General features: G+C 64.1%; 22 protein-coding genes. 9 read left to right on the forward strand and 13 right to left on the reverse strand.

Translation table 11 applies throughout. From position 1 onward, the window contains the following. Positions 1 to 2: 2 nt before the first annotated feature. The 10 genes from E3U23_RS00315 to E3U23_RS00360 form a co-directional block, all read right to left on the reverse strand. Complete coding sequence (locus E3U23_RS00315) at positions 3 to 1,469, reverse strand: UDP-N-acetylmuramoyl-tripeptide--D-alanyl-D-alanine ligase (protein ID WP_279349174.1); 1,467 nt, start codon at positions 1,467 to 1,469, stop codon at positions 3 to 5. Then, positions 1,466 to 2,935: a UDP-N-acetylmuramoyl-L-alanyl-D-glutamate--2,6-diaminopimelate ligase gene (locus E3U23_RS00320; protein WP_279349175.1), complete on the reverse strand. Its 1,470-nt coding sequence runs from the start codon at positions 2,933 to 2,935 to the stop codon at positions 1,466 to 1,468. Before E3U23_RS00320 ends, E3U23_RS00315 begins: the two co-directional genes overlap by 4 nt. After that, complete coding sequence (locus tag E3U23_RS00325) at positions 2,932 to 4,668, reverse strand: peptidoglycan D,D-transpeptidase FtsI family protein (RefSeq protein WP_431732651.1); 1,737 nt, start codon at positions 4,666 to 4,668, stop codon at positions 2,932 to 2,934. Before E3U23_RS00325 ends, E3U23_RS00320 begins: the two co-directional genes overlap by 4 nt. A 5-nt stretch (positions 4,669 to 4,673) precedes the next feature. Beyond that, positions 4,674 to 5,180, reverse strand: a complete 507-nt coding sequence (locus tag E3U23_RS00330; RefSeq protein WP_279349177.1) for a hypothetical protein — start codon at positions 5,178 to 5,180, stop codon at positions 4,674 to 4,676. Beyond that, complete coding sequence (gene rsmH / locus E3U23_RS00335; RefSeq protein ID WP_279349178.1) at positions 5,180 to 6,118, reverse strand: 16S rRNA (cytosine(1402)-N(4))-methyltransferase RsmH; 939 nt, start codon at positions 6,116 to 6,118, stop codon at positions 5,180 to 5,182. The genes E3U23_RS00330 and rsmH overlap by 1 nt, the downstream gene beginning before the upstream one ends. Continuing rightward, positions 6,115 to 6,600 (reverse strand): division/cell wall cluster transcriptional repressor MraZ, encoded by a 486-nt coding sequence (locus E3U23_RS00340; RefSeq protein ID WP_279349179.1) that lies wholly within the window; start codon positions 6,598 to 6,600, stop codon positions 6,115 to 6,117. The genes rsmH and E3U23_RS00340 overlap by 4 nt, the downstream gene beginning before the upstream one ends. 364 nt (positions 6,601 to 6,964) lie before the next feature. After that, entirely contained in the window at positions 6,965 to 7,711 is a 747-nt protein-coding gene (locus E3U23_RS00345) for a Gldg family protein (RefSeq protein WP_279349180.1), read from the reverse strand. After that, the gene (locus E3U23_RS00350) at positions 7,689 to 8,081 is read right to left on the reverse strand and encodes a hypothetical protein (RefSeq protein WP_279349181.1); all 393 of its coding nucleotides are present in this window, start codon (positions 8,079 to 8,081) and stop codon (positions 7,689 to 7,691) included. The genes E3U23_RS00345 and E3U23_RS00350 overlap by 23 nt, the downstream gene beginning before the upstream one ends. Further along, the gene (locus tag E3U23_RS00355; protein WP_279349182.1) at positions 8,081 to 9,097 is read right to left on the reverse strand and encodes a cysteine synthase A; all 1,017 of its coding nucleotides are present in this window, start codon (positions 9,095 to 9,097) and stop codon (positions 8,081 to 8,083) included. Before E3U23_RS00355 ends, E3U23_RS00350 begins: the two co-directional genes overlap by 1 nt. A gap of 41 nt (positions 9,098 to 9,138) precedes the next feature. After that, positions 9,139 to 9,456 carry a 2Fe-2S iron-sulfur cluster-binding protein gene (locus tag E3U23_RS00360; protein WP_279349183.1) on the reverse strand — a complete coding sequence of 106 codons (318 nt, stop codon included), beginning with the start codon at positions 9,454 to 9,456 and terminating at the stop codon, positions 9,139 to 9,141. A 140-nt stretch (positions 9,457 to 9,596) separates the two neighbouring features. On the opposite strand from E3U23_RS00360, the gene E3U23_RS00365 reads away from it, so the two are divergent. From E3U23_RS00365 to E3U23_RS00375, 3 genes are read left to right on the forward strand one after another with little or no spacing between them, the layout of a single operon-like run. After that, positions 9,597 to 10,163, forward strand: coding sequence for a DNA-3-methyladenine glycosylase family protein (locus E3U23_RS00365; protein WP_431732652.1), 567 nt, complete (start codon positions 9,597 to 9,599; stop codon positions 10,161 to 10,163). Positions 10,164 to 10,178: 15 nt separating this feature from the next. After that, positions 10,179 to 10,985 carry an SDR family oxidoreductase gene (locus E3U23_RS00370; RefSeq protein WP_279349185.1) on the forward strand — a complete coding sequence of 269 codons (807 nt, stop codon included), beginning with the start codon at positions 10,179 to 10,181 and terminating at the stop codon, positions 10,983 to 10,985. Positions 10,986 to 10,987: 2 nt separating this feature from the next. Then, a complete protein-coding gene (locus E3U23_RS00375) occupies positions 10,988 to 12,028 on the forward strand; it encodes an alpha/beta hydrolase (RefSeq protein WP_279349186.1) in 1,041 nt (346 codons plus the stop codon). Here E3U23_RS00375 and E3U23_RS00380 read toward each other — a convergent pair. Continuing rightward, a complete protein-coding gene (locus E3U23_RS00380; RefSeq protein ID WP_279349187.1) occupies positions 12,025 to 12,315 on the reverse strand; it encodes a 4a-hydroxytetrahydrobiopterin dehydratase in 291 nt (96 codons plus the stop codon). The two genes, E3U23_RS00375 and E3U23_RS00380, sit on opposite strands and share 4 nt — an antisense overlap. A gap of 65 nt (positions 12,316 to 12,380) precedes the next feature. Between E3U23_RS00380 and ccmA the strand changes: the two genes are divergently transcribed. Genes ccmA through E3U23_RS00395 form a run of 3 tightly spaced genes read left to right on the forward strand, consistent with a single transcriptional unit; the run spans position 12,381 to position 14,856 of the window. After that, the gene (gene ccmA, locus E3U23_RS00385) at positions 12,381 to 12,959 is read left to right on the forward strand and encodes a heme ABC exporter ATP-binding protein CcmA (RefSeq protein WP_279349188.1); all 579 of its coding nucleotides are present in this window, start codon (positions 12,381 to 12,383) and stop codon (positions 12,957 to 12,959) included. Between the two features lie 35 nt (positions 12,960 to 12,994). Continuing rightward, on the forward strand, positions 12,995 to 13,639 hold the full coding sequence (locus E3U23_RS00390; protein WP_279349189.1) for a heme exporter protein CcmB: 645 nt from the start codon (positions 12,995 to 12,997) through the stop codon (positions 13,637 to 13,639). After that, the gene (locus E3U23_RS00395) at positions 13,636 to 14,856 is read left to right on the forward strand and encodes an MFS transporter (RefSeq protein ID WP_279349190.1); all 1,221 of its coding nucleotides are present in this window, start codon (positions 13,636 to 13,638) and stop codon (positions 14,854 to 14,856) included. Before E3U23_RS00390 ends, E3U23_RS00395 begins: the two co-directional genes overlap by 4 nt. On the opposite strand, the gene map is transcribed toward E3U23_RS00395, so the two are convergent. Both map and E3U23_RS00405 read right to left on the reverse strand, forming a co-directional pair. Beyond that, a complete protein-coding gene (gene map / locus E3U23_RS00400) occupies positions 14,850 to 15,680 on the reverse strand; it encodes a type I methionyl aminopeptidase (RefSeq protein ID WP_279349191.1) in 831 nt (276 codons plus the stop codon). The genes E3U23_RS00395 and map overlap by 7 nt on opposite strands. Before the next feature lie 39 nt (positions 15,681 to 15,719). Then, positions 15,720 to 16,529 carry a PdaC/SigV domain-containing protein gene (locus tag E3U23_RS00405; protein WP_279349193.1) on the reverse strand — a complete coding sequence of 270 codons (810 nt, stop codon included), beginning with the start codon at positions 16,527 to 16,529 and terminating at the stop codon, positions 15,720 to 15,722. 39 nt (positions 16,530 to 16,568) lie between these two features. Between E3U23_RS00405 and E3U23_RS00410 the strand changes: the two genes are divergently transcribed. The 3 genes from E3U23_RS00410 to argC are packed head-to-tail and all read left to right on the forward strand — an operon-like array spanning position 16,569 to position 19,332. Further along, positions 16,569 to 17,957 (forward strand): leucyl aminopeptidase family protein, encoded by a 1,389-nt coding sequence (locus tag E3U23_RS00410; protein ID WP_279349194.1) that lies wholly within the window; start codon positions 16,569 to 16,571, stop codon positions 17,955 to 17,957. Between the two features lie 57 nt (positions 17,958 to 18,014). After that, positions 18,015 to 18,404, forward strand: a complete 390-nt coding sequence (locus E3U23_RS00415; protein WP_279349195.1) for a hypothetical protein — start codon at positions 18,015 to 18,017, stop codon at positions 18,402 to 18,404. Then, on the forward strand, positions 18,394 to 19,332 hold the full coding sequence (argC, locus tag E3U23_RS00420) for an N-acetyl-gamma-glutamyl-phosphate reductase (RefSeq protein ID WP_279349196.1): 939 nt from the start codon (positions 18,394 to 18,396) through the stop codon (positions 19,330 to 19,332). The genes E3U23_RS00415 and argC overlap by 11 nt, the downstream gene beginning before the upstream one ends. The last annotated feature ends 130 nt before the right edge of the window (positions 19,333 to 19,462 follow it).

Genomic DNA, 19,462 nt, shown 5'->3' on the forward strand with positions numbered 1-19,462 from the left:
TCCTAGCTTTGGCGGGTGAAGTGATCCACGAGACGGCCGAGTCCGACCGAATTGGACCCTTTCACGAGGATCGCATCGCCCGCCACGATGCCGAACTCCTCGAGCGACCCGATCGCCTCGTCAGCGTTTGCGCAATGGGCCCACTCGAATGGCTTGCCAAGAGTCTGCCCGGCCTGTTTCCCCAACTCGCGTGCGAGGCTGCGCATTTCCTCGCCGACCAGCAGCGCGAAATCGACGTCGGCGGCAAGCAACGGTTCGGCCAGCGCCGCGTGAAAATTCGGACCGAAATCGCCCAACTCCTTCATCGCGCCGAGCACCGCGATGCGGCGGCCCGACGGCGTCTGCCCCAACTGCGCGAGCGTGGCGCGCATGCTGGCGGGGTTGGCGTTGTAGCTTTCATCGATCAGCAGCGCCTTGCCGCCCGGCGCATCGACACCGTGTCGCGCGCCGCGGCCCTTCAATCCGCCCATTTCAGCCAGCGCCAAGCCGGCTGCCGCCATGTCGCCGCCCGCCGCGCGGACTGCCGCCATCACGGCAAGCGAATTGATCACCCAATGCTCCCCCGGCTCGGCGACGGTGTAGCACAACCGTCCGGTGTCGAACTCGCAGGTGACGAGGCTGCCGCCGTTGGCCGACGGGATCGCATCGAGCAGGCGTATATCGGCATGGCCGGCCTTGCCGAAGCTCATGATCTTCGCGCCGGCATTTTTCGCGGCGGCGGCGAGGCGTTCGTAATGCGGGCTGTCAGCGGGAATGACAGCGGTGCCGCCCCTCTCAAGCCCGCCGAAGATTTCCGCCTTGGCATCCGCGATAGCCTCTTCGCTGCCGAGGTTCTCGATGTGCGCGGGTGCGATGGTGGTGACGACGGCGACATGCGGGCGGACCTGCGCGGTCAGTTCCGCGATCTCGCCCGCATGGTTCATCCCCATTTCGAAGATGGCGAAACGGCTGCGCGCGCCCATCCGCGCCAGGCTCAGCGGAACGCCGACATGATTGTTGTAGCTGCGGGTCGAGCGGTGCGCCGCGCCGCGGCTCGCGCGTTCGAGGCTGGCGAAGATCGCTTCCTTGACGCCCGTCTTGCCGACCGACCCCGTGACGCCGATGATCCGGGCGCCGGTCCGCTCCCGCGCAGCACGGGCCAGCGCCTTAAGCGCCTCGGTCGTGTCTTCGACCAGGATGTGCGGATAATCGACCGGCCGGTCGACTAAGGCAGCGCTCGCTCCGTTCTCGAACGCTTTGTCCAAGAAGCGGTGGCCGTCCATCGCCTCGCCCTTGAGCGCGACGAACAGATCGCCGTTCACCACGTCGCGGCTGTCCATCTCGACACCGGCGACCTGGAACTCGCCGCTGGCCGTGCCGCCCGTCGCCTCGGCGATGGCGCGCGCGTCCCACAGGGTCAGCGGCAGCCGGTCGCGCGGATCGGCGGGCCATTCGATATACGCCGGGTGGCGAAGGATTGCAGCGCTCATGCCTGTGCTCCAGCGATGGCGGCGGCACATTCGCGGGCCACCTGTACGTCGTCGAACGGCAGCACGCGCATCGCGTCGCCCGCCCCTATGATCTGGCCCGTCTCGTGACCCTTGCCGGCGATGAGGACGATATCGTCCTCGCCCGCTTCGCGCAGTGCGGCTTCGATCGCCTCGCGGCGGCCGCCTATCTCTCTTGCCTCCGGCGCGCCTTCAAGCACGGCGCGACGGATATCCGCAGGTTCCTCGCCGCGCGGATTGTCGTCGGTGACGATGACCAGATCGCTCGCAGAAGCCGCCGCTTCGCCCATCGGCTTGCGTTTCCCATGATCGCGATCGCCGCCCGCACCGAATACGGTGATAAGCCGCCCACCCACATGGGGCCGCAATGCCTCGATGGCAGCGGAGAGGGCGTCGGCGGTATGGGCATAGTCGACATAGACGGGCGCCCCGCTTGGCGCGATGACGGCGCGCTCGAGCCGGCCGCGAACCGGTTGCAGGCGCGACACGGCATCCCATACGTGGTCCGCCGCGATGCCGGTCGCCAATGCAAGTCCGGCGGAAACCAGCGCATTGGAAATTTGGTACGCCCCGATCAGCGGCAGCGAGATCGTGCGGCGGTTGCCCTCGTGCGCGACCGTAAGCGTTTGTCCCAACTGCGTCGCTTCACGGCTTTCCAGCCGGATCGCCTCGCCTTGTGGGCCGACCGTCAGCAACCGCAGACCCCGCACCTTCGCGCGTTCGACTACGCGGGCGTTCCACTCGCTGCCGTCGAGCCACACCACCGCCGTCGCGCCGTCCGACACCACATCGTCGAACAGCCGCATCTTCGCGGCGAAATAGTCTTCCATGTCGGCATGGTAATCGAGGTGGTCGCGGCTGAAGTTGGTGAACGCCGCCGCCTTTACCGGGATACCTTCGTTGCGAAACTGCGAGAGGCCGTGGCTCGATGCTTCGTAAGCCACGTGGGTCACGCCCTCGCGGGCAAGGCCGCTCAGGTTCGAAAGAAACGTCACTATGTCGGGCGTAGTGAGGCCGGTCGAAACGCTCTCGTCGGGCGTAGTTACCCCGAGCGTGCCGATGCTTGCAGCCCGCTCGCCCGCCATGCGCCAGATTTGGCGCGTCATCTCCACTGTGGAGGTCTTGCCGTTGGTGCCTGTTACTGCGACGATGTGCTCGGGCACCGGGGTGAAATATTGTGCGGCGAGCTGCGCGAAAGCCTGCCGCGGTTCGTCGGCTTTCACATGAACCGCACCGTTTACCTGCGCTTCGGGCCGCGCGACCACCGCCACCGCGCCCGCCTCGATGGCAGGGACAATATAGTCTTCGCCATTTGCACGCGCACCGCGAAAGGCGCCGAACACGGTGCCGGGCGCAACCTTGCGGTTGTCGATCGCGAAGCCCGTCACATTCGTCTCGCCATCCTCGCAGGCGATGCCCGCCGCCGCACACAGCTTGCCGAGCTTCACTTCTGCGCCTCCGGGATGAGGGGCGCGATGGACGAGATGTCGATGTCCCGCGTATCGTCCGGGCGCACGCCGATCAGCGGGCCGATGCGCGGGACGAGGCGGCCGACGATGGGCGCCGCGTTCCAGGCGGCGGTGCGCTGATAACTGGAGGCGATCGTTCCGCGCGGCTCGTCCAGCATGGCGATAATCACGTAGCGCGGCCGGTCCATCGGAAAGGCCGCGGCGAAAGTGCTGATGAGCGCGCTGCGCTGATAGCCGTTCTGTCCCGGCTTTTCCGCCGAACCCGTCTTGCCGCCGACCCGGTAACCCGGCGCGTCGGCATTACGGCCCGTGCCATAGAGCGAGATCGCGCGCATCAATTGCCGCATCCGGCTGCTGGTCGAAGCCTTGAACACGCGGCGACCTTGCGGAACTTCGGACGGCGAGAGTTTGTGCATCGTTGCCGGACGCCAGATGCCGCCATTCACCATCGCGGCATAGGCGCTGGCGAGGTGCAGCGGCGTCACCGCGATGCCATGCCCGAAGCCGACCGTCATGTTACGCAGGCGCGGCCACTTTTCGCCGGGCCAGATCGGGAAGCCTTTCGCCGGAAGCTCGATATAAGGTCGCTCGTTCATGCCGAGATCCATCATGGTGCGGCGCATTTTCTCAGGCCCCAGCGCGTCGGCAATCCGGGCCGACACGGTATTCGACGAGTGTATCAGCGTCTGGGGCACGTTGAGCGTACTACCGAGCGGGTGGCTGTCGCGAATGGTGAAGCGCCCGACCTTGACCGGCGTCGCATCCCAACGCTTGCCGAAATCGCGGATTACCCCCGCATCGATGGCGGCGGCGACCGTCAGCGGCTTGAAGGTCGATCCCAGTTCGAACACCTGGTTCGTCACGCGGTTGAACATCAGTTCTTGTCCGCGCTTGTCGATCTTGTTCGGATCGAATTCGGGCAAGCTGGCCAGCGCCAGCACCTCACCTGTATCGACATCCAGCACGATGCCCGCTGCGCCCTGCGCATCGTTCAGCATCATGCCGCGCCGCAGCTCATCTTCGAGCGCGCCCTGCACACGTACGTCGATCGAAAGCTGCTGCGGCGTGCCCCGCTGGGCCGGATCGCTCAGCGCCTCGTTCAGCACCTGCTCCATGCCGACGCGGCCGTTCCCGTCCGCAGCGACATAACCGAGGACGTGCGCCGCCATCTTGCCTTGCGGATAGTGGCGATCGTTCTCCATCGGCATTTCGAGTGCGAGTTCGCCGATGTCCTGCACCCGGTTGGCTTCTTCGGGAAGAAGCCGGCGGCGGATATAGCCCGCCTTGCCCGAAGCAAGCTGCGCGGCAATCTTCGCTTGGTCGAGATCGGGAAAGATAACCTTCAACTTCTGCGCAACCGAAGACGGCTCATCCACCAGCGAGTCGCCGTCTTCACCGAGCGCCTCGGGGTTGAACCACAGCGCATAGGCGGGGAAAGCGCGGGCGAGCGGCATGCCGTTACGGTCGACAATCTCGCCGCGCGGGGGCAACAGCGCTTCTTCCAGAGAGGTGGTACGTGCACTTTCCCCACCGGTCCCGAGATAGGCCAACCGGAGCAGCGCCACGAAGGCGACGAAGGCGAAGGCCAGCGTAACCCACAGGATGCGGAAGCGCGCCTGCGCGACCGCGCCCTGGCGGATACTGACAAGCTGGATCCGGTCGCCGGCGACTGCGGTACTGACCGCCGCCGGGCCGAACTGCCACGCCGTCATCGCGTTCATTGGCCGATCTCTGCCGCTGCAAGGGTTGCGGCATTGGGCCGCGCGAGCCGTTGCGCCAGTGTGCCCCCGGACGATTTCAGGCGCCGTGACGGCCGTTCTGCGACGACCTTTTCCTCGCCGCCCAACCATTCGTCGAATACGCTGGGCTCCTCCGCCTTTTCGGCTTGGGCCATTGCGAAACGGATCGGCTTGGGCGCATCGATGCCGCGCGGCGCGCCCAAAGCGGCGAGCTGGCGCTCATGCTCCACATACTGGTCGGCGCGCGGCGCGTCGTATCCGAATTCCACTGCATTCCAGTCGGACAATTGCTGCTGGCTGGCGCGGGTCTGAAACTCGGTTTCCAGCCTCAGCTTCGATTGCTGAGCTGCGACGATCTGGCGCTCGACGAGGCGCACCTGCCCCTTCACTGCATTCACCTTGAAGGTCAGCGCGAGCAAGGCGGCGAAGCTCACCGCGAGGAGGACGATCCAGCCGATCTGGCGCGTGCGGGCGTTCGCGGTCATCACGCGGCGTCCCGTGCAGGGGCGGCGGTGCGTACGGCGTGGCGCAGCACGGAAGACCGGCTTCGCGGGTTGCGCGCGATCTCGGCCTCGCCCGGCTTGATCGCCTTGGAAACCCCCATGAAGACCGGATCGTTTGTCGCCGCCATGGGGATGTGACGCGATGCGTTCGGGGTAGAGGAACGTTCGCGCAGGAAGCGCTTCACGATCCGGTCTTCGAGGCTGTGGAAGCTGACCACCGCGAGGCGGCCCCCTTCGCGCAGCAGGTGTTCGGCAGCCGACAGGGCTTGGGACAGTTCGTCGAGCTCGCCGTTCACGTGGATTCTGATGGCCTGGAAAGTCCGCGTCGCGGGGTCCTTCTTATCGTGCGGCTTGTAGCCCAAGGCCTTGCGCACGACGCGTGCCAGTTCACCGGTCGTCTCAAGCGGACGCGCCGCGACGATGGCGCGAGCGACCCGGCGCGACTGGCGCTCTTCGCCATACTGGTAGATTACATCGGCGATCTCGCCTTCGCCGGCGGTGTTGAGGAATTCCGCCGCGGTCTGGCCGTCCTGGGTCATACGCATGTCGAGCGGCCCCTCGGCCGAGAAGGCGAACCCGCGATGGGCCTGATCGAGCTGCATGGAAGACACGCCGATATCCATTACGATCCCGTCGACTCGGGCAATTCCGGCCGACGTCATGACGCCGAGCATTTCGGAGAAACGATGCGCGTGGAGAACAAGGCGCGGCGGGTTTTCCCCCGTCTCGCGCCAATTGCGACCCGAAGCGATCGCATCGGGGTCCCGGTCGAAGGCGTGCACGGTCGCGCCGCGCTCGAGCAGCGCGCGGGTATAGCCTCCAGCACCGAAGGTTGCGTCGACGATCACATCGCCAGGCTGCGGGTCCAGCGCGTCGATCACTTCGTCGAGCAATACGGGGATGTGCGGTGCGGGGCTCATTTGCCCTTCGCCTTTGCGTCGGCAAGGAAGCTGGCACAGGCGGCTTTCGCGCCCGCCCAGTCGTCGCCCATTTCAGCAAGCTCGTCCGGGTTCCACAAGGTGAAGAACCGGCCGCCGCCCTGGAAATACAGCCCATCCTCGATCTTGCCGAGCAGCTTCAGGTGATCCGGCATCACGAACCGGCCGCTGTCGTCGAACGGCAGTTCCTGAAAGCCGAACAGCTGGCTGGCGCGGGTATCGCGGTCGAATTCCTTGCCGAGGCGGATATGCGTTTCTTCCTCGCGGTCGAGCTGCGCGTCGAGTTCGCCCTTGCGGCTGGTGCCGAAGCCGACGAGACAATTCCATGTAGGGTGCTTCATCAAGCAGAGCGTGCGCCCGTCGCTGCTTTCCTTCACGGCTTTGCGGAAGAGCGGCGGAAGGACATAGCGACCCTTATCGCCGGCCGGCGAATAGGCTTGTCCGCTGTATCCCCCGAATTGCACTTGCCCCGTCCCCGGCTACGCGTTGCACCTTCCACTCCGAACACATCTTCTCCGTCCGCCAACCCGCAAGCCAACGGTTCGCCCTCGTCGATTCCGAGGTGCGCGGAGACATCTGCTGCCCGATGCGACAAGCCTTACCGAAAACCGCTTGGGGACGGAAGGGATTTTTACGGGATTTTGCGGGAATAAGCCGCAATGGTTTGTTTTTATACGATAAACGCGTTTGATCGCTGATTGAGAAAGTTAACGCTTTGTGAAAGCAAAACCCGCGGTTTTTCGCGGAGAATCCGACCAATGATGTAGAAATTGAATAAAGCTGTCTCGCGGGAATCCGCCCCTTCCCGTGATTTCCCCGGTGGGGATTTCACTGTCGAAAGGCGTCGCGCAGCAGCATGTCGAGCGCCGTGCGGGCAGCCGGAGAATCCCGCTCGGAGTCGAGCAGATCGGCGTCGGCCACTATGACCGCAATGCCCTTCCCGATATTGCAACGAGCGATCAGCCGGTCTTGCGTAATCGTGCATTCGCTCTCGAAGCCGCCATCGACGGTGATCAGTTCGCCCGCCATCGTGACTGGGACGGGAGCTGCCTCGTTGCCCAGAAGGCGCTCATCCTCGCTCTGGCTTTCGTCGAATTGCAGGCCGAGGCCCCAGCGGGCGAGGATGGGGGATATCAGGACGACGTCCTGTGGCCGCCTCTTGTCGCCGATCGGATAGATCGAATGCTGGTGCAGCATCGGATCGGCGAACATGAGAGTCCGCCCGCCCTCCCGTACCCACTGATCGAGCGCTACGTTTTCCGCGGGGGCGAGCGGCCGCGGTTGGGCGAGAACGATCCTGTCCAAGTGCGAGAGCGCTTCGGCGTCGAACACGTCCAGCGGCGCAATGACGAAATTCTGCTCGATCGCTTCGCGGACCCACGGACGCGGGCCGTCGGCAGCGAGCAAGGCCGTGATGTCCGACGCTTCCGACCAGTAGATCGGGAGCGTAGTGAAAAGGCCGAGTTCGGGCTTACCCGCGCCCTTGGTGTCGGATGCGGTCATCGCGTTGCAGGACACAAGAAGCGCCGCAACGAGCGCGGTGATAACGGCTTTAATTGCCGCCTGCTTGCCCATTTCCGGCCCCTTGTTCCGGAACCGGTGCCGGCGAGAGCGACGGTGCGGGTGTCGGTTGCTCGCTTGGCATATCCGGGACGACGCCTGCCTCGACCAGTGGATCGGCCTGCGGCGTTTCGGTCGCGGGCTGCACGGTCGGGACGGCTTCGGGAACGGCATTCGCCTCCGCCTCGGTCGCGCGCGTCTTGACCACGCTGGCGAGACCCACGAGCAGTACCATCAGCAGCACGCCACCGATCCCGAATTGCAGCCGCTGCACTTTCTGCGACCGCGTGCCGCCAAGCGCCAGGGCGGTGAACTCGCCATCCTCCGTTGGCCGGGTCATATCATACGAGCGGCCGATGCCGGGAAATTTGGGGACGCCGACCATCAGCGCGCGTCTTGGAGCCAGTCGAACACTGGCAAGTCCTTCGTTTTGAGCCAGGCTGGATCGTACAGCGTGGAGAGATAGCGAAAGCCCGTATCGCACAGGATCGTCGCCACGCGTGGTGCCTCGCAGCCTTCCGCCTTCAGTTGCTTGCCCAGCGCGATGGCTCCGGCAACATTGATGCCGCTCGACAGGCCGAGGCACAGCCCCTCCTCGCGCAGCAATCGGGCGACCCAATGCAAGCCTTCTTCGTCCGAAATACGGAATTGGGTATCGATCGGCGCGCCTTCTAAGTTGCCCGTGATACGCCCCTGCCCGATGCCCTCAGCGACGGACGAGCCTTCGCTGCGAAGTTCGCCATGTGCGTAATAGTCGTAGAGCGCGGCGCCGTGCGGATCGGTCAGTGCGATAACGACGTTTTCATCGAATTCCTTGAGACCCATTCCGACGCCCGCGATCGTGCCGCCGGTACCGGCTGCGCAGGTGAATCCGTCGATCCGGCCGTCCAGCTGCTCCCACAGCTCTTTGGCAGTGCCCTCGATATGCGCCCTGCGATTGGCGACGTTGTCGAACTGGTTGGCCCAGATCGCGCCTTCGGTCTCTTCGGCCAGGCGGCGCGAGGTGTGCACGAAATGGTTGGGATCGGCGAACTTGGTCGGCGGGACGGTCACCAGCTCCGCGCCCAGCGCGCGCAGCGTGTCCATCTTTTCCTTCGACTGGTTGTCGGGCATCACGATGATGGTGCGATAACCCAGCGCATTTGCGACCAGCGCGATGCCGATGCCGGTATTGCCAGCCGTGCCTTCGACAACCGTGCCGCCGGACTTCAACTCGCCCCGCGCCTCGGCATCGCGAATGATGTACAGCGCGGCGCGATCCTTCACACTCGCCCCGGGATTGGCGAACTCGCACTTGCCGAAGATGTCGCAGCCTGCCTCCTCGCTCGGCCCTGCGAGGCGTACGAGAGGGGTGTTGCCGATCAGGTCGAGCGTGTGCGTGCGCGGAGCAAGTGACGTCATGCGCTGCACCTATGCATCGCCCCTGACCAGCACAACCAACATCAGTCTTCAGGCGCGATAGTAACCTTCAGTCCGGACAGATCCTCGGTGAACGGAATCTGGCACGACAGGCGCGAGGTTTCGGCGCGGTGGTCGCTCGATTCCAGAAGGTCGTCCTCGTCCTCGCTCATGTTCGGAAGCTTGTCGGTGAATGCAGGATCGACAAGCACGTGGCAGGTCGCGCACGAACAGCACCCCCCGCACAAGGCCAATAGTTCGTCGAAGCCGTTGTCGCGGATTGCTTCCATCACGGTCAGCCCGTTCTCGACCTCGACTTCGGACGTTTCGCCTTCGCGGGTAGTAACGATCAGCTTGGGCATGAGTGGTATCCTTGGATTGCCTTGCCCGCACGGCGGGCCCTATGGCCTCGCCTGCTATTCAATCGCTCGGGGTAAGGCAAGGTACGCGCGTGGGACTGAAGAGGGAGCAATTGCACGCCGGGATCGACGCCGTTGCCGCGATGGAGCCGCGCGTGGCGGAAGCGCTGGCACGCTGCGGCTATCCCGAACCGCGCATCCGCCCGACCGGATACATGACGATGCTGCGCACAATCGTCGGCCAGCAGGTGAGTGTGGCGGCGGCAGCGTCCATGTGGGCGAAGCTGGAGGCGGAACTGGGCGAAGGTTTCGCACCGTCCGACCTCCTCGCTCGCGATTTCGACACCTTGCGCGCCTGCGGTCTCTCGCGCCAGAAGCAGGGCTATGCTCGCAGCCTGTGCCAGTTGATCGAAGATGGCGACGTCGATTTCGGCGACCTGCCGGCGGACGACGAGGAAGCCATTGCCGAACTCACGCTGATCAAGGGCGTAGGCCGCTGGTCGGCGGAAATATACCTCCTGTTCGCCGAGGGCCGCCCCGACATCTGGCCGGCGGGCGACCTCGCCGTACAGGCCGGATGCGGCAGGATGCTCGGTTGGGACGAACGCCCGAGCGAGAAAGAGACCCGCGCGCTCGCCGAACCGTGGCGGCCTCATCGCGGGGCGATGGCGATCTTCACCTGGCATGTCTATGCCAACCCGGCACTTTAAGAGAGGGAGCAGGCTATGGCCGAACGCAAGGCAATCTTCATAACCGGCGGCGCATCCGGCATCGGCCGGGCCATCGCCCTGCTGTTCGGCCAGCGCGGCTGGTTCGTCGGCCTAGGCGATGTCGACAAGGACGGACTTCGCGAGACCGAGGACCAGATCGGTCACGGTTTCGTATTTTCGCACGTGTTCGACGTGCGCGACCGGGAAGCCTGGAATGGAGCGCTCGACGGGTTCGCCATTGCGACCGGCGGACGGATCGACGTGCTGGTCAACAATGCGGGCATTCCGCTGGGCGGCGAACTGATCCAGAATTCGACGGAAGAGATCGAGCGTTGCCTCGACATCAATCTGAAAGGCGTGCTGTTCGGCGCGCAGGCGGCTTACCCTCACCTCGTCGAAACAGCGCCCGGTTCGTGCCTGCTCAACACGGCGAGCGCGGCGGGCATTTATGGGACACCGGGGGCAAGCGTCTATTCCGCCACGAAATTCGGCGTGCGCGCCGTCACCGAAAGCCTCGACGGCGAATGGGCGGAATACGGGATCAAGGTGCGCTCACTCATGCCCGGCTTCATCGATACGCCCCTGCTCGAACATGCGACCAACCGGCAAAGCAATGAGGCGATCCGTCAGCGCGTCACCGATGCCGGGCTCGAGATCACCCCGGTCGGCGACGTCGCGCAGGCGGCGTGGGACGCGGTGCATGGCGACAAGCTGCACACCACCGTAGGAAAATCCGCGAAGCGCCTTGCCTTTGCCAGCCGCTGGTTGCCGGGGCGCTTGCGCAAGGAGATGCGCAGTTCCGCCCGTCCGATGGGGAAGTGAAAATGAGATATCTGGTCGCCGCCGCTACTTTGCTGTTCGCCTCGACCGGGGCAACGGCGCAAATGGAGGGCGGCGAACCGCTCGCGATCGGCACGATCTACACCATCGAAAGCGATATTCTCGAAGGCGGTAAGCGCAAGATCACCGTGCGGCTGCCGGCGGAATATGTAAACGAACCGGATAGGCGTTTTCCCGTCGTATACTTGCTCGACGGCGGGCCGGAGCAGGATTTCGCGCATATCGCAGGCATCGCGCAAAGCCGCGAGATGAATTACAGCTTCGAGCCGTTCATTCTGGTCGGCATTCAAAGCGTAAATCGCCGACACGAACTCGCGCCGCCCGTCGTCGACCCGGCCCCTTACGAGGAAGCATTGCAAGCGACGCCGGGTGGTTCGCCCGACTACCGCCGGTTTCTGCGCAAGGAACTCAAGTCGATGATCGAAGCGCAGTACCGCACCGACGGGCACGATGCGGTGATGGGCGAATCGCTGGCCGGCCTCTTCGTGATCGAGACCCTGCTGGAAGATCCGACCCTGTTCGACGACTATATCGCGATCTCGCCGTCGATGTGGTGGGAGCAAATGAAATACGGCCGAGAGGCGGCGGACTATTTCGCCGCGGCGCCTACGGGCGAGCGTCGTCTTTACCTTACCAGCGCCACTGAAGGCGCTTGGCATCGGGAGGGCACCGAACGGCTGATCGCGGCTTTACGCAACGCTGCTCCCAAAGGTCTGCAATGGACCTTCGTCGAAGGCGCGGACAGCGAGACGCACGGCACGATCTATCACCCGATGGCGCTAGATGCCTTTCGCGCGCTTTACGGAACGCCGAGCCGGGAGTACAAGAACTATCCCCTGATCGGCGGACCGCCCATCGTCGAACGCACGCCGGAAGAGCAGGCGCTGCTCGATACCGAATGCACGCAAGAAAACAGCATTCGCATGACGCCTGCCACCAGCGAGCATGCCCGCGAGGCGCTGTACTATCGCTGCCTGCTGCTCGACCTCGGCCCGACACCGCGCGAGGGCAATCTGGGCGACTAGACCAGCGCGTCGATCTTGCGGGCCATCTTCACGTCGCGCAGGGACAGGCCTCCGGCGTCATGCGTGGTCAAAGTGATTTCCACGCGATTGTAGACGTTGAACCATTCCGGGTGATGGTCGCGCTTCTCGGCGATCAGCGCGACGCGGGTCATGAAGGCGAACGCTTCGCTGAAGTCGGTGAATTCGAAAGAGCGCTCGATCGCCTTTCCTTCGCGCGACAGCGCCCATTCGGGGAGCGCCCGCAGCCAGCTATTGCGTTCCTCTTCGGACAGTTCTTCCACCGGCACCCGACTCTCCCTTGCTTGCGACCGTTGCTTGTGACCCCGCCGCCTTTTGCCTAACGCTGCGCGCCATGCAAGCCCGCCTCACCGCGAACGATCTGGCCTGTCGCCGCGGAGAGCGCCTGCTCTTCCGCCATCTGTCGCTCGATCTCGCTTCAGGAGAGGCGTTGCACGTGACCGGGCCGAACGGGATCGGCAAATCGAGCTTGCTGCGTATTCTTGCCGGCCTGTCGCGCCCGTTCGCGGGAAAGGCGACGCGCGAAGGCCGGGTCGCGCTGCTGGACGAGAGGCTGGCATTGGATGAGGCCTTGCCTTTGGGAAAGGCGCTCGATTTCTGGCGTGGGCTCGATGGTACACAGGATTTTATGCCGATCGAGAAGATGTCCCTGACCGACCTACTAGATGTTCCAGTGCGCTACCTCAGTACCGGACAACGAAAGCGCGCAGCCATGGCGCGGCTTCTGGGCACGAAGGCGGCGGTCTGGCTGCTGGACGAACCTCTTAACGGATTGGACGACGAGGCGCGGGTTACGGTCGAACGGCTTGCGGCTGAGCATTGCGCGGGCGGCGGGGTTTGCGTGGTCGCGTCGCATCAGACCTTTGCGGTTGAAAGCAAGCGGGTGCTTTCGCTGTCGGATTATGCTTCGTGATGCGCGAAAACGGTAAAAATCCGCTCAGGTTTCTGATGCTTCTACACCGCGATCTTGCCCTCCTCCTTCCCGGCGGTCGCGGCGAGGCGGGTGTATTGCCGCTTCTGTTCTTCCTCGCCGTCGCCATGCTCTATCCCTTCGCAGTTGGTCCAGAGCCAGAACTGCTCGCACGGACCGGCGGCGGGGTGATCTGGGTCGCCGCGCTGCTTGCAGCCATTCTCCCGCTCGAACGCTTGGTGGCCGGCGACCTGGAGGCCGGCATGTTCGATCAGCTTCACCTGCGCGGAATAAGCGAGGAATGGGCGATGGTCTCGCGCCTGTTTGCGCACTGGCTTGCCTTCGCGCCCCTCCTCCTACTCGCAACCCTACCTGCCGCCGCCCTGCTCGGCCTCTCCGGCGAGACGACCGCGATTGTGCTTCTCGGACTCCTCGCCGGAACACCGGGACTGGCTGCCGTCGGACTGATCGTCGCCGCGCTTACCGCAAGCCTGCGCGGCGGTGCGGCGCTGGCGGGCTTGATGACCATTCCCCTAGCCGTGCCAATCCTCATCTTCGGGGCGGGCGCACTTGCTCGCAGCGATACGAGCGGCCTATGGCTTACCGCCGCCATCAGCCTGGCGCTCGCTGCCGTAGCGCCGCTGGCCGCCGGGGGCGCCATTCGCGCAGCACGAGAACAATGACCGCTCCCCTCTCCACGAACATGGCCCTCGCCCGCCTGACGACCGCACAGGAATACTGGCTAGCTGTCGCCGCCGCAGTGGTGACTGCGAACGCCTATTACATTCATCCGATAATCGGGGAAGTGGCGGATTACTTCGGCGTCAGCCACGCGCGGATCGGGCTGGTCCCGGCGCTGAACCAGCTGGCGCTCGCGATCGGCATCCTGCTGCTTCTGCCTCTGGGGGACCGGTACTCCAACCGCTCGCTCACCATCCTTTTCACGATCGGACAGTGCGGCGGATTGCTGACGATGACGCTGGCCCAGTCCTTCGTTCTGTTTACGGCAGGATCGACGCTGCTCGGCTTCTTCACCATCGCGCCTTATCTCCTGCCTGCCTATGCCTCGAAGCGCGTCGCGCCCGAACGGCTCGGCCATGTCACCGCCATCCTGACGGCAGGCGTCATCTTCGGCATACTTGTCGCCCGGGTCGGGGCGGGCGTCGTTGCGGAATATCTCGGTTGGAGGACGGTTTACTGGATCGCCAGCGGGCTGATGATCGCTATCACCCTCGCCCTCCCCCGCATAATGGAGCGCAATCCGAACCGCACGGAGGGGAGCGACCTCGGCTACGGCGCGCTGATCAAATCGCTCGGTTCGCTGCTGCGCTCGCACCGCGAGATCATCATTTCCGGTGCCATCCAGGGCATCGGCTTCAACCAGTTCATCGCACTTTGGCTCGGCCTCGCGCTTCATCTGACCGGGCCGGAAATGGGATACGGCACCGATGTCGTCGGCTACCTCGCCGGCTTCGCCGCAATCAGCATTTTCACCACGCCCTATTGGGGGCGGCTAGCCGACCGGATCGGGGCGCGCAAGGCGCGTATGATCTTCGCGCTGGTCCAGACATTCGGCATATCGCTGCTGCTGCCGTTCGGCGACAATCTTTGGCTGCTGATGATCCCCATCCTGATCGGCAATATCGTCGGCCCCGCGATCGACGTGACCAGCCGCATGACGTTCCTCTCGCTCGAACCGGAGCTGCGGACCCGGCTGACAACGATCTATATCGTGCTGATGTTCGTCGGTGGCGCGATCGGAAGTGTGGCGGGCACGGCGGTGTTCGACGCGTTCGGGTGGACCGGGATCGCGCTCTACATCCTCGGCTCGTGCGTGATCCTCTTCGCGCTGACCATACTAGGCTATCGGCGCTATGGGGGAGAGGAAGCCCTTCAATAAGGCGGGTGGTGCAGGCCTTTCGGGCTTTCGGTGAAGATCTCGATCCCACCGTCCTCCTTGATGCCGATCGAGTGTTCGAACTGTGCACTCAAACTCTTGTCACGCGTTACCGCGGTCCAGCCATCGTTGAGCAGCTTGGCATGCGGACGACCGAGATTGATCATCGGTTCGATGGTGAAGAACATCCCCGGCTTCAGCAACGGGCCTGTGCCCATACGGCCGGTATGGATCACTTCAGGTGCATCGTGAAACAGGCGGCCGAGACCGTGACCGCAGAACTCCTGCACGACACCGTACCGGTTCTTCCGCGCATGCGCCTCGATCACCGCGCCGATATCGCCCAACCTCGCGCCGGGCCGGCCCGCCGCTTCGATGCCGAGCATCAAGCATTCATAGGTCACATCGACCAGCCGCCGCGCTTTCAACGCCACGTCGCCGACCAGGTACATACGGCTGGTATCGCCATGCCAGCCGTCGAGCAGCGGGGTCACATCGACGTTGACGATATCGCCGTCCTTCAAAGCCTTGTCGCCCGGAATGCCGTGACAGATTACATGGTTGATCGAGGTACAGCAGCTATGCTGGTACCCGCGATAGCCCATCGTTGCCGGCACCGCGCCACCGTCGAGCGTCATCTCGCGCACCTTGTCGTCGATCTCGCCGGTGGTGACGCCGGGCTGGATGAAACCGGTCAATTCGTCGAGAATCTGCGCGGCGAGCCGTCCCGCCTTGCGCATTCCTTCGAACCCGTCCGGCCCGTGGAGCTTGATGGTTCCGTCGCGGTAGACGGTCTGCTCGCTATCGATCACCTGATATTCTGTCATGCCGCCTAGATAGCGCGTGACGGCAAAGATTGCGAGTAATCAACGCTTGATCGAAAACGCGCTCGCATATTCCGGCTTAACCGCATCGAGAACGGCGCCGGTAACAGGGAAATTCAGTTCGTAATCGCCCTCGGCATAGGGACCGGCGGTGTAGGGACCGAAATAGATACCGATGCGGTCGAACGTCTCGCCGTTGGACGACCCGACAAGCACGGTCGCATCGCTGACCGGCGGGCAGTTGTTCGGCCATTCCGTCGATCCCGGTTCGACGGGCGTCGGACGCCTTGCCTCGCGTTGCGTATTCAGAGCATCGCATAATGTCGACCCGAGCGCGCGGCCCAGCGCCACCGGTGAAGAGAACATCTCTACGCCATCCACTGCCTGCGCCGCTTTCTTGTCCCAGACCATCGACGTCTTGGTGTAATTGCCGTGCGCGCCGCCTCCATAGGTTGCGATCTGGCTCGAAAGGCTGAGATAGTCCGGCAGATTCGCGACCACCGACCATTTCGTCAGTGCGCTATGCGGCCTCGCTTCCCAGCTTTCGCCTTTCGCGGTTTCATAATCGCGGTTCGCCTCGTCCTTCAGCAAAGCCAGCGACTCGGCACCCATTGCATCGAGTTTCTCGGCAAGAGCAGGAATAGCGGCCGCCGCCGCGGGATAGGACCATTCGAACTGGTAGCGTTCGGCATCCTCCTTCAGAGAAACAGGCTCGGCATCCGGCGATTCCATGCGCGCCGAAACGGACTTCGCGCCCTCGGAGGATGCGCCGATCTTGTCGTCGAACTCTTGCGGCTGCGAGCAGCCAGCGGTCGACAGGACGAGGGAAATCAGGAACAGGGCACTTCGCATGGGCATTCCTTTGCAAATGCACTGCTGTAGTGAGGATGAATGGCCGACAAACCCGCTTTAATCCAGCCCGATCGCGGGCAGGACGCAATTTCGATCCATCTGACAAACAAGGACGGGTTCGACGCGTTCGCGAGAACCCTCAATGGCGGGCAACGCGCCGCATTGAAAGCGCAGAAGTTCGAGGGCGGCGGTTATCAGACGGCCATCGTGCCCGATAAGGACGATTGGTTCGCCGTCGGCGGCGTCGCCGATCCCGATAGCCTGTCGAGCTGGTGCCTTGCCAAACTGGCAGAAACCCTGCCTGCCGGAACCTATCGCCTGGCCGAGCGCGAACCTGGCCCCGCCCTTCATGGCTGGCAGACCGCACAATACGTGTTCGACCGTTATAAGCAGGCGGACGAACCGACCGGTCCGCGCGTTCTCCTCACCAAGAACGCCGGAAAGATCGAGGCGGCGATCGCCGAAGCCGACGCGGTCTGCCTTATCCGCGATCTCGTTAATACGCCGGCGGAAGACATGGGTCCGGCGGCGCTGGAGGAACAGGTCGAAAAGCTGGCGAGCGTACATGGCGGCGACCTGAAGGTCGTCCGCGGGGATGCGCTGGAGCAGGATTATCCGATGGTTCATGCCGTCGGCCGGGCGGCGGCGCGGCGCCATGCGCCGCGGCTGATGCAACTTACCTGGGGTAAGGCAGATGCGCCGGTGCTCGCAATTGTCGGCAAGGGTGTCTGCTTCGACAGCGGGGGGCTCGACGTGAAGAGTTCTTCCGGGATGCTTATCATGAAGAAGGACATGGGCGGCGCGGCCCATGCTATCGCGCTCGCCGGACTGGTGATGAAGGCCGGCCTTCCGGTGCGCCTGCATCTGCTCGTGCCTGCAGTAGAAAACGCGATCAGCGGCGATAGCTTCCGCCCCGGCGACGTGCTGCGCAGCCGCAAGGGTCTGACGGTGGAAATCGGCAATACGGACGCCGAAGGCCGCCTGATCCTCGGCGATGCACTGACCCGCGCGAGCGAGGAAAACCCGGATCTTATCATCGACTTCGCGACGCTCACCGGGGCGGCGCGCGTCGCACTCGGACCGGACTATCCCGCACTGATGACGCGCGAGGACGAAACCGCCGCCGCGCTTATCGAAGCAGGAAAAGCGCATGACGACGAGCCGTGGCGCTTACCTCTTCCTGACGCCTACAACGAATGGTTGGCATCCGACATCGCCGATACCAACAACGCACATACCAATTCTTTCGCCGGTGCGAGTGTGGCGGGCCTGTTCCTCAACAAGTTCGTCGGAGACGGGATCGATTGGGCCCATTTCGATACCTACGCGTGGCGGCCCTCCGCCAAGCCGGGACGACCCAAGGGCGGCGATGCCTACGGCCTTCGCGCGGCGTTCCACATGCTGCAGAAACGTTACGGTTCGGCATAGTCCCGCGCCCCTGCCTTGCGGGATCGCGCTTGCGCGGGTAAGCGCGCGCATCCGCAATTGAGGACACATGCGCGCATCGTGAGCGAACAGGCGAGCTATCCGTTACCCGAAGGCAACATCGGGCTGACCGGCCCGGTCGAAAAGCCCGAGGCCGGAACCTTGCCCCTGCGCGGCGATCTTGCGCACATCGCCCTAGCCGGCCGATTCCTTGCGGCGCATTACGTCGTTCCGCTCTGCCGCCGGATCGGCGCGAACGACGTGTCGCTGAAACTGGTCATGCGCGAGGATGCGGAGGACGGCGCAACGATCGATGCCGGATCGATGGTCGAAGTTCTCGATACCGCGGGAAGCTGGGCATGGGTCGCGTGCGGTCCGAAGGGGCCGAGCGGGTATCTGAAAACCGATAGCCTTGCACCCGAAGTCGCCGCGTCAGACAATGCCGCATAGCGTTTTCATCGACGGGGCGGCGGGGACGACCGGCCTGGAAATCGCCGAACGGCTGGCGGGTCGCGACGCCTTCGAGATCGTCGCGCTCGACGATGCGCACCGCAAGCACGCGTCGGCCCGGCGCGAAGCCTTGAACGACGCGGATTTCGCGATCCTGTGCCTGCCGGACGATGCCGCGCGCGAAGCGGTCGCCTTGATCGATGGCGGATCGAACACGCGCGTGATCGACGCCTCGAGCGCGCACCGCGTTGCCGAGGGCTGGACATACGGCTTTCCCGAACTCGTCGGCAGGGACACGGTCGCCCGTGCCGAACGCATCAGCAATCCCGGCTGCTATCCGACAGGTTTCCTTGCGCTTGTCGCACCGCTCGTGCGTGCCGGACTATTGCCCGCCGATTGGCCGTTCACCGTCCATGCGGTCAGCGGCTATTCCGGCGGCGGCAAAACTCTCATCGAACGGTACGAAGCAGAAGGTGCTCCCGCCTTTCGCGCCTACGGTTACGATCTTGCCCACAAGCATTTGCCGGAAATGAAAGCTCATGCGAGCCTTGCGCGTCCGGTGTTGTTCGCGCCTGCCGTAGCGCCCGCCTATCGCGGAATGATCGTGGAAGTGCCGCTGCATCTCGGTGCGATGACAACGAACCCCCATTCAGACGATCTGCGCAGCGAATTGGCGCGCTTTTATGCCGGGTCGAATATCGTTACCGTTCAGCCTGAGCCCAATCCGTCAGAGATCGTGCTCGATCGCGATGTCCCGGCTTCTGATGCGATGGACCTGTTCGTGTTCGGGAATGAGGGCGGCTGGAACGCCCGTCTCGTCGCGCGGCTCGACAATCTCGGAAAAGGCGCCAGCGGAGCTGCGATTCAGTCGCTCAATCTCATGTGCGGCTTGCCGGAAACCGAAGGGCTTCTCCTCCCCGGTGCCTAGATTTGAGGCACCGCGTGCCTACCGGTTGGGCACAGCAAGCGGCATCGTTGCCGAACAACGCCGCAAGATCGCCAATCGCGCTTTGGCACGAAACTTGGAACATCGCGCGCAAGGGTTCATTCGCTTTAGG

Source organism: Erythrobacter litoralis (genome assembly GCF_029760855.1).
In the GTDB taxonomy this organism is placed as follows: domain Bacteria; phylum Pseudomonadota; class Alphaproteobacteria; order Sphingomonadales; family Sphingomonadaceae; genus Qipengyuania; species Qipengyuania litoralis_A.

Coding starts and splice junctions, on each gene's coding strand:
- E3U23_RS00315 (WP_279349174.1), bottom strand. CDS start 1,469: ATGAGCGCTGCAATCCTTCGCCACCCGGCGTATATCGAATGGCCCGCC.
- E3U23_RS00405 (WP_279349193.1), bottom strand. CDS start 16,529: ATGCGAAGTGCCCTGTTCCTGATTTCCCTCGTCCTGTCGACCGCTGGC.
- argC (WP_279349196.1), top strand. CDS start 18,394: ATGCCGCATAGCGTTTTCATCGACGGGGCGGCGGGGACGACCGGCCTG.
- E3U23_RS00355 (WP_279349182.1), bottom strand. CDS start 9,097: ATGACGTCACTTGCTCCGCGCACGCACACGCTCGACCTGATCGGCAAC.
- map (WP_279349191.1), bottom strand. CDS start 15,680: ATGACAGAATATCAGGTGATCGATAGCGAGCAGACCGTCTACCGCGAC.
- E3U23_RS00365 (WP_431732652.1), top strand. CDS start 9,597: ATGGAGCCGCGCGTGGCGGAAGCGCTGGCACGCTGCGGCTATCCCGAA.
- E3U23_RS00375 (WP_279349186.1), top strand. CDS start 10,988: ATGAGATATCTGGTCGCCGCCGCTACTTTGCTGTTCGCCTCGACCGGG.
- E3U23_RS00330 (WP_279349177.1), bottom strand. CDS start 5,180: ATGACCGCGAACGCCCGCACGCGCCAGATCGGCTGGATCGTCCTCCTC.
- E3U23_RS00345 (WP_279349180.1), bottom strand. CDS start 7,711: ATGGGCAAGCAGGCGGCAATTAAAGCCGTTATCACCGCGCTCGTTGCG.
- E3U23_RS00410 (WP_279349194.1), top strand. CDS start 16,569: ATGGCCGACAAACCCGCTTTAATCCAGCCCGATCGCGGGCAGGACGCA.
- E3U23_RS00350 (WP_279349181.1), bottom strand. CDS start 8,081: ATGGTCGGCGTCCCCAAATTTCCCGGCATCGGCCGCTCGTATGATATG.
- E3U23_RS00325 (WP_431732651.1), bottom strand. CDS start 4,668: ATGACGGCGTGGCAGTTCGGCCCGGCGGCGGTCAGTACCGCAGTCGCC.
- E3U23_RS00390 (WP_279349189.1), top strand. CDS start 12,995: ATGCTTCTACACCGCGATCTTGCCCTCCTCCTTCCCGGCGGTCGCGGC.
- E3U23_RS00370 (WP_279349185.1), top strand. CDS start 10,179: ATGGCCGAACGCAAGGCAATCTTCATAACCGGCGGCGCATCCGGCATC.
- ccmA (WP_279349188.1), top strand. CDS start 12,381: ATGCAAGCCCGCCTCACCGCGAACGATCTGGCCTGTCGCCGCGGAGAG.
- rsmH (WP_279349178.1), bottom strand. CDS start 6,118: ATGAGCCCCGCACCGCACATCCCCGTATTGCTCGACGAAGTGATCGAC.
- E3U23_RS00360 (WP_279349183.1), bottom strand. CDS start 9,456: ATGCCCAAGCTGATCGTTACTACCCGCGAAGGCGAAACGTCCGAAGTC.
- E3U23_RS00395 (WP_279349190.1), top strand. CDS start 13,636: ATGACCGCTCCCCTCTCCACGAACATGGCCCTCGCCCGCCTGACGACC.